Annotated in this window: 18 protein-coding genes; 8 read left to right on the top strand and 10 right to left on the bottom strand. The window is 37.2% G+C overall.

The features are described 5' to 3' along the window. The first annotated feature begins 390 nt into the window (after window positions 1–390). Window positions 391–801, top strand: coding sequence for a DUF3888 domain-containing protein (locus tag B3D98_RS04075; RefSeq protein WP_054549382.1), 411 nt, complete (start codon window positions 391–393; stop codon window positions 799–801). A gap of 428 nt (window positions 802–1,229) precedes the next feature. Here the strand turns inward: B3D98_RS04075 and B3D98_RS04070 are convergent, their stop codons facing one another. After that, a complete protein-coding gene (locus B3D98_RS04070) occupies window positions 1,230–2,228 on the bottom strand; it encodes an HAAS signaling domain-containing protein (RefSeq protein WP_288580823.1) in 999 nt (332 codons plus the stop codon). Further along, window positions 2,215–2,565 (bottom strand): PadR family transcriptional regulator, encoded by a 351-nt coding sequence (locus B3D98_RS04065; RefSeq protein WP_048393791.1) that lies wholly within the window; start codon window positions 2,563–2,565, stop codon window positions 2,215–2,217. The genes B3D98_RS04070 and B3D98_RS04065 overlap by 14 nt, the downstream gene beginning before the upstream one ends. Before the next feature lie 583 nt (window positions 2,566–3,148). On the opposite strand from B3D98_RS04065, the gene B3D98_RS04060 reads away from it, so the two are divergent. Then, window positions 3,149–3,658, top strand: a complete 510-nt coding sequence (locus B3D98_RS04060) for a YwhD family protein (RefSeq protein WP_066038270.1) — start codon at window positions 3,149–3,151, stop codon at window positions 3,656–3,658. Window positions 3,659–3,669: 11 nt separating this feature from the next. After that, the gene (locus B3D98_RS04055) at window positions 3,670–3,906 is read left to right on the top strand and encodes a DUF362 domain-containing protein (RefSeq protein WP_004228537.1); all 237 of its coding nucleotides are present in this window, start codon (window positions 3,670–3,672) and stop codon (window positions 3,904–3,906) included. A gap of 102 nt (window positions 3,907–4,008) precedes the next feature. On the opposite strand, the gene B3D98_RS04050 is transcribed toward B3D98_RS04055, so the two are convergent. The 6 genes from B3D98_RS04050 to B3D98_RS04025 all read right to left on the bottom strand — a co-directional run bounded on the left by B3D98_RS04050 (window position 4,009) and on the right by B3D98_RS04025 (window position 7,836). Next, window positions 4,009–4,758, bottom strand: a complete 750-nt coding sequence (locus tag B3D98_RS04050; RefSeq protein WP_066038269.1) for an ABC transporter permease — start codon at window positions 4,756–4,758, stop codon at window positions 4,009–4,011. Then, window positions 4,748–5,518, bottom strand: coding sequence for an ABC transporter ATP-binding protein (locus B3D98_RS04045; RefSeq protein WP_103117984.1), 771 nt, complete (start codon window positions 5,516–5,518; stop codon window positions 4,748–4,750). Before B3D98_RS04045 ends, B3D98_RS04050 begins: the two co-directional genes overlap by 11 nt. A gap of 164 nt (window positions 5,519–5,682) precedes the next feature. After that, a complete protein-coding gene (locus B3D98_RS04040) occupies window positions 5,683–6,024 on the bottom strand; it encodes a DUF1048 domain-containing protein (protein WP_036080890.1) in 342 nt (113 codons plus the stop codon). A gap of 56 nt (window positions 6,025–6,080) precedes the next feature. Next, window positions 6,081–6,401: a PadR family transcriptional regulator gene (locus B3D98_RS04035; RefSeq protein ID WP_004228545.1), complete on the bottom strand. Its 321-nt coding sequence runs from the start codon at window positions 6,399–6,401 to the stop codon at window positions 6,081–6,083. Window positions 6,402–6,801: 400 nt separating this feature from the next. After that, window positions 6,802–7,425, bottom strand: a complete 624-nt coding sequence (locus tag B3D98_RS04030) for an HAD family hydrolase (protein ID WP_288580807.1) — start codon at window positions 7,423–7,425, stop codon at window positions 6,802–6,804. Window positions 7,426–7,440: 15 nt separating this feature from the next. Further along, entirely contained in the window at window positions 7,441–7,836 is a 396-nt protein-coding gene (locus B3D98_RS04025; protein ID WP_048393800.1) for a pyrimidine dimer DNA glycosylase/endonuclease V, read from the bottom strand. A gap of 77 nt (window positions 7,837–7,913) precedes the next feature. Between B3D98_RS04025 and B3D98_RS04020 the strand changes: the two genes are divergently transcribed. Further along, a complete protein-coding gene (locus B3D98_RS04020) occupies window positions 7,914–8,375 on the top strand; it encodes a GNAT family N-acetyltransferase (RefSeq protein ID WP_066038266.1) in 462 nt (153 codons plus the stop codon). A 187-nt stretch (window positions 8,376–8,562) separates the two neighbouring features. Here the strand turns inward: B3D98_RS04020 and B3D98_RS04015 are convergent, their stop codons facing one another. After that, window positions 8,563–10,335: an oleate hydratase gene (locus B3D98_RS04015; RefSeq protein WP_066038265.1), complete on the bottom strand. Its 1,773-nt coding sequence runs from the start codon at window positions 10,333–10,335 to the stop codon at window positions 8,563–8,565. A 275-nt stretch (window positions 10,336–10,610) separates the two neighbouring features. Further along, the gene (locus tag B3D98_RS04010; protein ID WP_288580800.1) at window positions 10,611–10,871 is read right to left on the bottom strand and encodes a hypothetical protein; all 261 of its coding nucleotides are present in this window, start codon (window positions 10,869–10,871) and stop codon (window positions 10,611–10,613) included. A gap of 151 nt (window positions 10,872–11,022) precedes the next feature. Here B3D98_RS04010 and B3D98_RS04005 point away from each other — a divergent pair, with 151 nt between their 5' ends. The 4 genes from B3D98_RS04005 to B3D98_RS03990 all read left to right on the top strand — a co-directional run bounded on the left by B3D98_RS04005 (window position 11,023) and on the right by B3D98_RS03990 (window position 13,548). Next, a complete protein-coding gene (locus B3D98_RS04005) occupies window positions 11,023–11,556 on the top strand; it encodes an HXXEE domain-containing protein (RefSeq protein WP_288580797.1) in 534 nt (177 codons plus the stop codon). A gap of 37 nt (window positions 11,557–11,593) precedes the next feature. Beyond that, on the top strand, window positions 11,594–11,785 hold the full coding sequence (locus tag B3D98_RS04000; protein WP_054549391.1) for a hypothetical protein: 192 nt from the start codon (window positions 11,594–11,596) through the stop codon (window positions 11,783–11,785). A gap of 89 nt (window positions 11,786–11,874) precedes the next feature. Continuing rightward, window positions 11,875–12,825, top strand: coding sequence for a bile acid:sodium symporter family protein (locus tag B3D98_RS03995; RefSeq protein ID WP_288580793.1), 951 nt, complete (start codon window positions 11,875–11,877; stop codon window positions 12,823–12,825). Window positions 12,826–12,900: 75 nt separating this feature from the next. Next, on the top strand, window positions 12,901–13,548 hold the full coding sequence (locus tag B3D98_RS03990) for a pentapeptide repeat-containing protein (protein WP_054549393.1): 648 nt from the start codon (window positions 12,901–12,903) through the stop codon (window positions 13,546–13,548). Window positions 13,549–13,721: the final 173 nt, after the last annotated feature.

Genomic DNA, 13,721 nt, shown 5'->3' with positions numbered 1-13,721 from the left:
AACATGGCACCTCCCGATTTGTTACTAAGGGGCACTTCCATCTGTGCCCCTTCTATTTTTTGCCTATTGCACACTTCATCGCCATCCAATACATATAATTATTTCGTTATGATGGAACGTAGATTTATGTTAGAGGTTATTTTAAATTTTTTATCGAATACCTATGTTGGTCAAAGTATAGCAAGGCCCCATCAAAATGATTGGTTCCACACCATTTATTGTGATGAACCGTATCGCAGCTTATTTTTTGCCAATCGTCATGTCAGAAAATATCTTCAATTATTTGTATAACCTATACTCGAACACCTTTACTTCGATCATACATACTTCATTCCATAAAGGTAACAATACAATGCATTAGGGAAAGATCACAAAGAGGTGTAGAAGAAAATGAAAAAGATGTTACTCGTCTTTATATTCCCCCTTGTACTAGTTCCTTCATTTCAAACAATACCCGCTTCAACAGCTGAACCAACACAGGATTCTAGCGAGCTGAGATTGCAGGATATGCTCATGCTTTTGCTTACTCCTTATATTGAAGAAGATTTGACCAATTATTATTCAAAGATTAAAAAGGATGTTTCCCCTCATATTACGCCTTGGAAAATTGAAGTAATTGATACAAAAAGAAATCATTTCCGAGGCTTTCAAATGCAAATTACATTTGAAATTGAACCTACGGATGGCGGACAATGGATTCCTATTGGAAAGGATCGAATGACCTATGAAATTTCTTCAGGACCTGATGTTAAATTGATTCATCACACACATCTCAAAACGTATAAATATCCGCCTGAATAATACCTTCCCATTAAAATTGTAAGCTTGTCCCTTTATTGAATGTCATGCGATTTTTTTATCTGTGAATCATAAAAGCACCCCATCAAAGCTTGTCTTACTTTGATGGGGTATTTCATTGTTATACTAAACTTCGCTTTTCATAGACGATCTATTTATTTTCTATCTCTTATTTCTTCTAGTATTTCTATTATGCGATTGTCTTGCCTTTCAATCGATTTTAACTTTCTCTCTATTATGCTTGAAGAGAAAAACACAATTAGTACAATTGCTATTCCAATTAGTAAATCCATTTTACTTCCCCACTGTTTATTTATGTAATTTCACTTCATCCTACATAGATTTCAAAAGAAAAAGATGGCTCTATACGGAGGCCATCTTTAAGTAAAGTATCCATGGTTGCGTACTAATTAATGCTAAACAACGATGAATTAACGGATTCGAGCCTTGCGGAAGCCGTCGAATATACTGATTGCCGCAGATACAACAAATATAATAATTATGCCGCCAATTAGCCATATTTCAAATTGCTTAGTAGATGTGGTAAATAAATTACTCATGTACGCGATACTTTCTTGGTTCATTAAATTCGGATTACTTACTATCACAATGAATACAACGGTTGCGAAAAGCTCCACAATTGTATTAAAGATTGCCACCTTTTTCGTCCATTGCCCTTTCAGTAGTTTGTAGAGAGCTAACCCAATTTCAAGAGCAATGACAACGATCACAATGGGCCAATAATGAAGTAAAACATCCTGATTTAAAGCTGGCATTACGAATTCGAGACCCTCTCCACCATCTTCATATATACCTAAAAGATGATTTGCATAAAAATAAAAAGTTGCCCAAATGGCCGTCCACATTAAATAGCCAAATACTTCAAGCTTGGTAATTGCCTTTTTCTTAGGAATATAAATGACGGTTTTCAGATCTTCGGGAGTCCATTTTTTAAGACTTGCTGATAATGGATGCTGCTCTTTTCCTTTATCAGTACGTTCCAAAATGACGAATACGACCGTTAGCCAGAAAAAGACATGTATGCCTACTTCAATGATTCTCCATATTCCTTCACCCACCATATTGAGGACAGCATTCATAACCGCCTCTTCCCCACCAAAACTAATAAAATATTCAGCAATCATTGAGATTACCGCAATGACAGCGGCAATGGGAATAATCATTTTTAGTAACGAGAGGTATACATCAAAATAGCGAGGGCCGATTAAATGCATTGGTTGATCACGATAACCGCTCGCTAACGCCGCTGGATTCCCTAACTTTTCCAGCACTTCCTTTACATCATGCTCATGGTAATCATCAGGTAACATATCCTCAATGGTTGATCGTAACTCAAGTGCGATATCCTCACGATTTTTTTCAGGCAGCCTCCGCGTGACTTCTTGAATATAAATTTCAGTCAGATTCATCTTTATCCTCATCTCCTTTTAGTAGCTCATAAAGTTCTTTTGAATTATTAATCCATTCTCGTTTCAATTGCAAAAAGACGTCTAATCCAAATTCACTTAATACATAATACTTGCGGGGTCTACTCTCAGAGGTTTCCCAGCTACTTGTCACTAACTCTTGTTTTTCTAAACGGCGAAGCAATGGATATAAGGTACTTTGATCAATGTTAATGCCCGAATCTTCCAATAATTGAACAAGTGAATATCCATACTGCGGTGTTCGTAATTGACTTAAAACGGCTAATGTCAGTGTTCCTCTCCTAAGTTCTGTCATTAATGAATTCAGTAACGTACTCATTCACTCACCTCAATTTCACTTACTATATGACATACACTGTATAACTTATACTATGTATCGTACACTATTGTTGTTACAACAACAAGCAATTTTATTGTCCTTTATAGAAAAATTAGCTGTTTTCAGGAGTCTTAGTCCTTTTTCAGCTGCTTGGTTTCTACCAATTAAAACGGAATGGCAAAATTTATAGCAACAACCTTCTGCTAATTAAAGGTCCAATCACTGTATTATCGTCAAATTTCCAATACATAACATTTCAGACATTAGTCTGAAGACAATCATTGATGTTAGACGTTATATTGTATTTATACTTTTTAACGATAAAAGTATGAGGAAAAATCCTAGACAACCATTACGTATAGAAAAAAATTACTACTAAAACGTTCAGTATCTTAATTTATAAAACTATACGTAATGTGTTTGTTAGATTTGTACTTGAAAAATTACCAACAGGTAGAACATCTTGTACAACGTAGCGTACAGTGATGTTTTTTTTATGCGTTTTGCTATGAGCAAAAACTGTATGTTCAGACCGATTAACTATTTATTAATAAGGAAATACAAATGTGTCGAGGTGACTTCTATGAAAGAGAAAATGCATTTTACAATTTTAAGTAACGATTCAACTGACGGAGATGGAGGTTACGGAGTAGGTACCCTTGATCTAAATAATGTAACGTCAATTATTATAGATTGTGAAAAAGAGCACGTGTTTATAGATTTAGAAGCCTTACACGGACGAAGTAAAATTGAAAAAAAAGTTCGTTTTTCACCTGATCTAGCTCATGCTAGTAGCGATTATTATCGTTATTGGATAGTTTGGGTAGCGATTCAGGTTAATCAAAATGGCCCCTATTATGCGGGATGTACCGCAAGTGAAGTACGGGTATCAAAAGAAGAACGTCGTATTAAGCTTGGCTATAAATCTTTGCCAGAGCAGGTAAATTTTTTAGATAAGGCACTGAAAGGGAAATTTCTCTTGCAGCATATGGATCGTCATTCAAAAAAGCTACTTTTTCAGTTTTTATCTGAATTTAATGAAGCGTATTGGAAACACTCACCCGAAGAATTAAAACACCAGTTGTCTGTATAGGAGGATTTATAATGGCATTTGTAATTACAGAATTATGCAGGGATGAAAAAGCAGCTGTCTGTTTGGATGTCTGTCCAGTAAATTGCATTGTTATGACAGATACCCAATATGTAATTGATCCAGATCTTTGCATTGATTGTGGAGCTTGTGAATTAGTTTGTCCAGTAGAAGCGATTTATTTTGAGGATGATTTGCCTTCTGAATATCAGTCAGCAACCCTTCTAGCACGAAATCATTTTCGAAATTAGCATTGTCTTTATCCATATAGATTGAATAGAAGCGAGAACAAGTCGATTTCCTATACAATAAGAAATCGACTTTTTCGTATGGCTTATTTGATAATGACGAATTTAGCCTAACTGGCGTTTAAATTGTTTAATGGCGAAAAAATATGCGATGACCATGATGCCGATGCACCACATAAGAGCGGGCCAGATATCATTACTAACAGAGCCTTCATATAAGAGGGCGCGAATTGCATTGACGATTGAGGTAACGGGCTGGTTCTCAGCAAACGCACGGATAATTTTAGGCATGGTTTCCGTGGGAACAAAGGCCGAACTGATAAAGGGTAGAAAAATCAGCGGGTACGAATAGGCTGTTGCCCCCTCCATAGACCCTGCTGCTAATCCAGGAATGACTGCCAACCATGTCAGTGCTAGCGTAAACAGCCCTAGTATGCCAGCTACCGCAAACCAATCCAAGAGATCCGTACTAGAACGGAAACCCATCAAGAACGCAACAAGGATAACGACTACAACAGTAAGCGCGTTGGAAATAAGCGAGGCCAACACGTGAGCCCACAATACAGACGACCGCTTGATGGGCATGGTGATAAAACGTGCCATCAGCCCACTCTTTCTATCTGTAAACAGCCGTGCGGAAGTGTAAGCGCAGCCTGATGCAATGGCCATCAATAAGATTCCTGGTAATAAATAATTAACGTAGTTGGCTGTGCCAGTCTCTATTGCGCCACCAAATACGTAGACAAATAGTAGCATCATCATAATTGGCGTAATAGCCACCGTAATTATTGTATCTGGGCTGCGCATAATGTTACGCATTAAACGCCCTAGCAATACCCATGTTTTACTCTTCATTTAAATCCTCCTTTTTGCCAATGATGGCGAGGAAAATGTCCTCAAGTGTTGGCTGCTTCTCAATGTACTCTACTTTCGCAGGTGGGAACATCTCTTTAAGTTCTAGAAGGGTGCCTGTCGTTATAATTTTTCCTTCATGTAGGATGGCAATACGATCCGCCAGTTGTTCGGCTTCCTCCAGGTACTGGGTCGTTAGCAGGATGGTCGTGCCACCATCCGCAAGCTCCTTGACTGTTTCCCAGACTTCCATTCGTGCTTCAGGATCAAGCCCTGTCGTTGGTTCGTCTAGAAAAATAACCGCTGGCGACCCAATCATGCTCATGGCAATGTCAAGTCGGCGCCGCATCCCGCCAGAGAAATTGTCGGCCCGACGATTGCCCGCATCTGTCAGGCTGAATCTTGCGAGTAGATTGTCTGCGGTTTGAGCGGGATTGGAAACTCCTCGCAATTTAGCAATCATAATCAGGTTTTCCCGCCCTGTGAGCATACCGTCTAAAGTGGCGAACTGCCCTGTTAGGCTGATGCTCTGACGAACATGATCTGGTTGGTGCTGGACATCAAAACCGCAAATCCCTACTTTGCCACCATCAGATTTCATCAATGTGGAGAGAATATTGATTATCGTCGTTTTCCCTGCTCCATTTGAGCCTAACAATGCGAAAATTTCGCCACGCCGCACCTCAAAATCCACGCCCTTTAAAACTTCCTTTTCTTTAAAAGATTTTTTTAACCCTTTTACAGAAATCGTATCTTTGCTCATCCTTTTTCCTCCCTTTTTAAAAATCTCTTTGCAGAGTTAGATTACCCTTCCTTAACTACTTAGTCTGACTGATAATCTGTATAACTTAGTACCGTTTGAAATTAAAACTGAATAGCGAAGGCAACAATGAACAAGTAGCTATTCAGTCGGTATTACTGACCCATTTATTTTTTTCCTAATCGATTCAAAATGCTTTGATTTAAATCTTCACGATACTTGGCGATATAGGTTTTTGCGTTTGCCACTAGCTCATCAGCAAAAGACGCTACATCTTCGCCAGTGATTTCCAGCACTTTCCTGCCTTCAGCTGCCCCAGCCTCGAACAACTCGATCAATTCATATTGCATATGCAGCATATCCATCCCATTACCCACTGTGAAATTCCACATGTAGTTTTGAATTTTTTTAAACACAAATTGGTAATCCTCTGGTAGTTGTTCGACCCGTGCCATCATCATCTTGTACTCTTTTTTATCACCCATCATTTTTTTGAACAATTCGATCACGTTATTTTCCTCCTTTGTATTATCAAGCTAAAGTTCAGACGCATTATCATATGAAACTAAAAAGACTTTAGAGCATTGATTTTTGACGAGATAAAATCCCACTTTTCCCAAAATAATTTTAGTTCGTCACGTCCAGCCTCATTAAGTGAGTAAAACTTGCGGGGCGGTCCCATATCTGATGGTTTCTTTTGAATATTCACCAGTTTTTTTTTCTCTAAACGCACGAGGATGGTGTAGACCGTCCCTTCCACGACCTCAGTGAACCCTAACTCGTTCAGGCGTCGGGTAATTTCGTATCCATAGGTTTCATGACGACTAATGATTTCCAGTACGCAGCCTTCCAGGGACCCCTTCAGCATCTCTGTTAAATTTTCCATATGCAGAACCACCTCTATTCGCTTTACTATTCTGTACAACTTAGTACTTAGGTAAATTTTTTTCGCTTTCGAGAAGCTATTAAGTATTACTTATTACAACTACATAGTAACACCGAGTAGTTAGGGTGTCAATTACTTTTCTTATAAATTTTTTGATGCCACTACTCAAGAAAGAAAAAAAGAGCTGCCTACGCAACTCCATGTTCCTTCATTAAGTTTTCACATTCATATGAAGCGACTGTACTTATCCATATCAGGTGAGCCATTTATTTACGTTCAATATCCTATCCCATGTGAGTGTAGATTTAAGGAATTTGACTGTCTTAACCTTTTTAACTATTTACCTTCCTCATAGGCAAAGATGGTGTGAAATCTAGGACACCATCTTCTGTTTTTCATGCTACTTAACGATTGCTAAAATATCCTTTGGCTCATAAAAAACGTAATCTGCCTCCTCAAAGCCAATGGTGGATTTGGCTCCCCAATGGGCAAGGGCAAATTTGGTGCCTGCTTGCTTTGCGCATTGTAAATCATAGATAGAATCACCAATATAGATGGCCTCTTCTGGTGCTACCTGTAATGCGTCCAGACATTTTAACAGCGGCTCTGGGTGTGGTTTATGCTTTTCCGTATCACTGGCACTTACAATATGTTGGAAATACTCACTTAACCCAAACGGCTCAAATTCATCCACTACCTCTTGCGCTGTTTTAGAAGTGACAATCCCTAATTGTAGTGGCTTTGTTGCAAGGTGCTGAATAACTTCCTCTAGACTTTCGAAAACAGCCACTTCATGTGAAAAATCCAGCACAGTCGCAGACCATTTCTGATGCACAGCCTCTACGTCATCCACGTTAAGCCTCTGCAATGCATCTTTTCCTGGGATGCCTAAAGCAAATCGTAATGCCTCAAAGGGATAGTCCTGTTTTGTTTCTTCTCGTAAGGTTCTTTGCAACGACTGTAAAATCGCTTGCTCCGTATCCAAAATCGTTCCATCTACATCAAATATAATCGCTCTTAACATGTATAACCCTCCTAGTTAAAGCACGTTATTTATATATGTGCATAATTGCTGATACAATTCCTCTTCATAATCCTTCTGGCCTCTTATAAATTTCTCCTTTAAATTATAAAAACATATTTCAAGATATTCCTGATTATGATGCTGTTGAAAGGGTCTCCTATCCTTTACTGGGCCCAAACCCTTAAAGTAGTTATTCTTTTTTTCGTAGGTTCGAATTTGATAACCCCGCTTCTTCATTTCATCCATGACTTTTTCTGTATACAAATACAAATCTTCTTTTGGGTATTCGTATATATAATTAATCAGTATATGCTGATCCTCTTTCGCAAATATGCTATTTAGCTCTCTCCACTGCGACAGTAGTTGTCCTTTTGGTAGATACGCAATTAAATCTATATGCCATAACCTCATGTGCCTTCTCCTTTCTATTAATCAACCATTAATGTAAAATATTACTTACTATGATACTAAACTGACGGAGGGATAGTATGGAAATAAAAACTGCAACGCTCGATGAAATTCCACAAATTGAGCGTTTATACCAAGAGCTTTTTTTAGAGATGTCGATTCTTCAACCTAAATATATCAAACCTGCCAAACAAGATGCCAACTTTATCAGGTTTACGATCATTGAAGATGATTCAGATATTTTAATCGCAACATTCGAGAACGAAGTAGTAGGCTTTTTGCTTATTAAAGAAACGACGACCCCACCCTATACTTGCTTGGTTGAACACAAATATGCTTTTATTGTGGATGTGATTGTTGGCAAGCATTACCAAAACAAAGGAATTGGGTCTGCTTTATTAGATGAAGCGAAAAAATGGGCAGCCTATCGTCACTTGGACTATCTGGAATTAAATGTATTGACTGAAAATAAAGGCGCTAAATCCTTATATGAAAAACACGGGTTCAAGGATACGAACCAAACGATGCGCTTAGAATTTTAAGTATGTGATGGGAAAGAAGGGATTTCAATGGAAGAAATGAAAACTGTACACAAGAAAGCCAACCTCATAGTGCCTGTCTTTATTGGCATGGGGTTAGGTGCGTTTATCGGTTTACTTGCCTATGTAAAAGACTGGCTATAAAAAAAAGAGACAAAGCCCCTCAAACTGCTTTGTCTCTTTTTCAACACTATATTAGTTTACTTTCTTTCAGTAAATCATAAATGATTGTATCCTTTGTTTTATGAATACCCAATTTACCGATTTGCTTTAAGATAAATGGTGCATCAATATCTGTTAGTTTTTTACCATCCAGTAAACGAGCCGTTGATGCTAATAATGTGCGAACATCAAAGGCAGACGCAAACACCTCTGGCACACCTCGGTCAATCGTTAATAGTTGATAGACTGCCTCCATCGCCGTTCTTACGGAATATTCAGTAGTAAAGACTGTATCTTTTGCTGTTTCGCTGAAGTTGCCAATAAAGGCTAAATTAGCTGATCCTTCTGGCACAACAAGTGGACGATCACCCATTGCTCTTGGCATGAAATAAGAAGTGATGTAAGGCATATAGCATGGAATCGTATTGCAAGAATTTTGTGCAATGTCTGGAATTTCATCCACTGGTACACCCATATGGTATAACCACTCTTGTGCAATCTCAATGCCTGTACATTCCGTAATACTTTTTTTAATAAAATCACCTGGCTTGTTTGATAGTAAGCCATAAATCCAAACAACTAATTGGTCCTTTGGTTGATTTTTAAAGTGAGGTTGTCGGTTCAATGTATAGCTTAGCATCCAATTAGAATCGGTAGCTGTGACAATCCCTCCTGTTACGACCTTACCAGCGTATGGGTCCCTTTTACTGATTTTTTCAATATATGGAGCCACACGATCATCTAATGTTGTAAGGGTAGCTGAAACAAACCAGCTTTCCTCTGGCAGATTATCGCAGAACTTTTCTGGTCGACCAAACTCTTCACCTTGGGCAGCGATATTTTTCCACAGGGACCAGCTGCCACCTAAATCTTTATTGATAGGGGCTGGCGTATTATTATCCCCGTATGTTGTACTTTCTGTAATACTACCATTTGTCACAAACACTAACTCATTTTCTGTTAGTTCAATATTCTTTTTCACACCATCTTTTCGTAACACCAATGTATGAGCTACTTTTTTGTCTCCTACCTTATCAACTAAAACATTTTCTACAACCGTATTATATTGGAAATCAACATCATGACTTTCTAAGTATTTAATCATTGGCAACACGAGCGATTCATACTGATTATACTTTGTAAATTTTAAGGCCGATAAATCTGGTAATCCGCCAATATGATGAATGAAACGCATAATATAACGACGCATCTCCATCGCAGAATGCCATTTTTCAAACGCAAACATTGTGGACCAATAGAGCCAAAAATTCGATTCAAAAAATTCATCTGAGAAAACATCTGTGATTTTTTTGTCCTCTAATTTTTCCTCAGGCGTAAAGAATAATTTAATCATTTCTTCTGAGGATTTGTCTGATAAAGTGAACTTGCCATCATCCTCAAGTCTTTGGCCTCTATCCTTCATTAATCGACATTTTGAATAATTAGGATCTTCCTTATTAAGCCAGTAAAATTCATCTAAAACGGAAGCATTTTCTACTTCTAACGAAGGAATGGAACGGAATAAATCCCATAAGCATTCAAAATGATCTTCCATTTCTCGTCCACCGCGAATAATAAACCCTCTCGTCGGATTAAGTATGCCATCTAGACTTCCTCCTGAAATATCTAACTCTTCAAGAATATGAATGTTCTCACCTTTCATTTGGCCATCACGAATTAAAAAACATGCTGCTGACAGTGAGGCTAGTCCCGAGCCAATCAGATAAGCAGACTTTTTATCGACTCCCTCAGGTTTTTTAGGACGTGCGAAAGCTTCATAGTTACCATTGCTGTAATACATATTACCGCCTCCTAATTTATTATTCTAATATAGAATAACACAGGTTATCGACAAAATGGTAAAATGAGCTAATAATTAACAAAAAATTCAAATCCGCTAATTGTGCGTTAATTTATCTTCCCTTCTCATTGGACAAAGCAAGTGCTTGTATTTTTATAAAAAGAACCATACAGTAAATAATCGTAATAACCCCCTTAACGCCTGCCTTAAAAAGGAAAAACCAATTCAATAAGTTACTATTAGCTTTGCATAATTATTATCTCAATAAATCTTTTTTAACCTTCATTCCCTTTTTGATGGTTAGCCAATTTCTCGTTACCTCTTTTAAAATTACCCGTAATTTTAGCTAACAATAGCTGGACTTCCTTTATCTGCCCCTCCACCTGCTGAATTTTTGCTAGTAGACGCTCAGCCTCTTTCTCCTTGACGATTTTAATTTGCTTGCCTTCATAATAAATAACGACAGTCCCCTTTTTTGTCGTTTGATACGTAAATGGTTCCTTGTTTAGTCTATTACGTTTATCGATTTCACTCACAGCTTCATCCCCGATTTCTTAATAATTAGATTCAATAATAAATGAATCTTAGCTTACAACTTTTTCTAATATGTTATTATTAACATATATTATATAAATATGGTATTTTCAGTAACACTACCAGCATAGTGATAAGGAGAGAGGTATTCATATGGAATGGTCGAATGTTCAAACACTAATTTGGTTGTTTCCTATTTTATTTATTATTCATGATTTTGAAGAAATTATTATGGTAGAGAAATGGTTACATCATAATCGTCATAAGCTGTATGAAAGATTACCCCAAAAAATAGCCGATAAAGTGGTGAAACAATTTTCAATGAGCACCGCACAATTTGCTGTTGCTGTCTTATTTATCTTCTTGTTTGTCAGTCTCTCTACCATTCTGGCTAACTACTATTTTCTAAACGGAGTCACTTTTACTATCTATTTTTTCACAGCTGTTACACTTGTTTTCTTTATCCATGCTTTTACCCATATTGGACAATCGCTCTTATTTCGTTCTGTTACACCAGGAGCTATAACATCAGCCATCATCATTATTCCCTATAGCATTATTTTATTTAAATCTTTGTTTACTAGTGGCATCCTTACTTGGCATATCGTTTTGATAAGCCTGCCTTTTGGCACACTATTTTTCCCCATTGTCTTTACTGCGCATTGGATAGGTAAAAGAGTGATATAGATACATGTTCATGAAAAGATAGAAAGGAGGCAGGAGAATGGCAAAAACTCCGATTTATTTAAAATTAATGATTGGTATTGGGATGGTTATTATCCTAGCTTCGTTGTACTTTTTAAAAGACCAGCCTTATTATTTATGGGTTAGGTGGACAGGTAATATTTTATTGATCGTAGGCATTGTATGGATGCCGTTCACTAAAGAAACCAATAAAAAACATGTAAATTCTTAGCAGGAGTAAATCTTCTGCTTTTTTTGTGGTAAATTTACCTACGATTATAATAAAAGTGATAAAATCAGATAAAAAAAGAAGGTCTTTGTATGTTAGAAAAACTAAATGTATTTCTCCAAAAATACATTGCGATCCTGACACCATTAAGTTTAATTGTAGGTGTATTCTTAGAAAGTATTGGACATCATTTATTATTCCTCGTCTCCTGGCTATTTGCCTTCATGACATTCTCAGGAAGCTTACATATGAGATTTAAAGATGTAAAAATTTTCATGAAGCATCCAGTTCTCATTTTATTCTCCATCCTTTTTCTTCATCTCTTGATGCCTTTATGGGCTTATTTCTTATCCACTGTTTTGTTCGATGACCATTTGTTGACTGTTGGTTTTGTCTTAGCAGTTGCACTTCCAACAGGCGTAACGAGTGTTATTTGGATCAATATTTGCAAAGGGAACTTACCGTTAGGCTTATCAATTATTTTAATTGATACGCTCCTTTCACCCATCATCCTCCCCTTCATCCTCTATATCGTTTCGGGTGAAAAAATTGATTTGGATGTGGCATCCCTGATTCTGAATTTACTATGGATGATTGTCTTACCCACGATTTTAGGTATCTTAGTGAATGAACTTTCGAAAGGAGCCATCCCCCAAAAAATCGGTAAGAAACTTGCTCCTTTTTCAAAGCTATGTTTATTTGCTGTCATACTGATTAATAGCAGTGCCATTGCTCCCTACTTAAAGGATATCAACATGCATCTCTTCTTCGTGGTGCTTTTAGTGTTCTTCCTTGCAGTATCAGGCTATCTATTTGCTTACGTCATTGGTCGATATCTGTTAAAAGACGGTCCACAAATGGCAACCTTTGTTTTTACTGGTGGCATGAGAAATATTGCAGTCGGTGTCATCGTGGCCACAACGTACTTTCCAGGTAAAGTCGCCATGCCTGTTGTGTTCGGTATGCTGTTTCAACAGGTACTAGCCTCCGTTTTTAGTAAGATGATGAATCCTTTGTATAAACCAGATAAGAGCACCGTATAGACGGTGTTCTTATTTTAGGTTTGCACTTATACTAAATAGAAGAAGCTTTTATTTATATTTGAAGGGTGTGCTAATATGTCATACAATTTCCAACTTATATCACCAAAAATATCCCCGAATCTTGACAAAGCAAATTTTCAGGATATTTTTTATGAGGAGGAACCCTATTTAACAAATTGCAAGATTACGGATACAGTCATTGCTCACGAGGATATTGAACGATTAATCGTCTCTAATGTTATCTTTAAAAATGTCACATTCATCGATTGTACCTTTCAAAAAATTGATTTAACGGACGTCATTTTTGAAAACTGTGATTTATCTAACACTAACTTAAGTGAAGGCATCATTCATAGAGTGGCCTTCAAAAACTGTAAACTATTAGGGTTGAATTTAACTGAAGCAAACCTCGGTAATGTTTCATTTGAAAATTGTCTTGCAAACTTATGCAATTTCCCCGAAGTGCGCTTTAAACAAGTGCTATTTGATAGCACCTCCCTGCAAGGTGCGAATTTTTATGATTGTTTACTTAATAAGGTGGCGTTTCAGGAAAGTGATCTAAATGATGTGGATTTCTCCCAAACTTCCTTAAAAGGAATAGACATCAGTACATGTAAATTTAAAAGACTTCAAGTAACTCCAGAAAGTTTAAATGGGTGTGAAGTCTCTACTGAACAAGCCATAGGTTTTGCTTCATTACTAGGGTTGAAGGTTAAATACTAGTTTAAGGGCTTAAAAGTTCAAGAAAAAAATAAAGCGCTTATCCTTATGCTCGGATAGCGCTCAATTTTTACAATTTGTTAATCTGCTATTTTATCATCTTTTAGAATTCTATCCTCCTATTTGAGGGCTATCCTCCACTTTAAGCGTTCTATCCGCTACTCTTTCAGTTTTAT

It is taken from the genome of Lysinibacillus sp. UBA5994, assembly GCF_002429725.1.
Lineage (GTDB): Bacteria > Bacillota > Bacilli > Bacillales_A > Planococcaceae > Lysinibacillus > Lysinibacillus capsici.
This window is presented reverse-complemented; position numbering and strand designations above follow the sequence as displayed.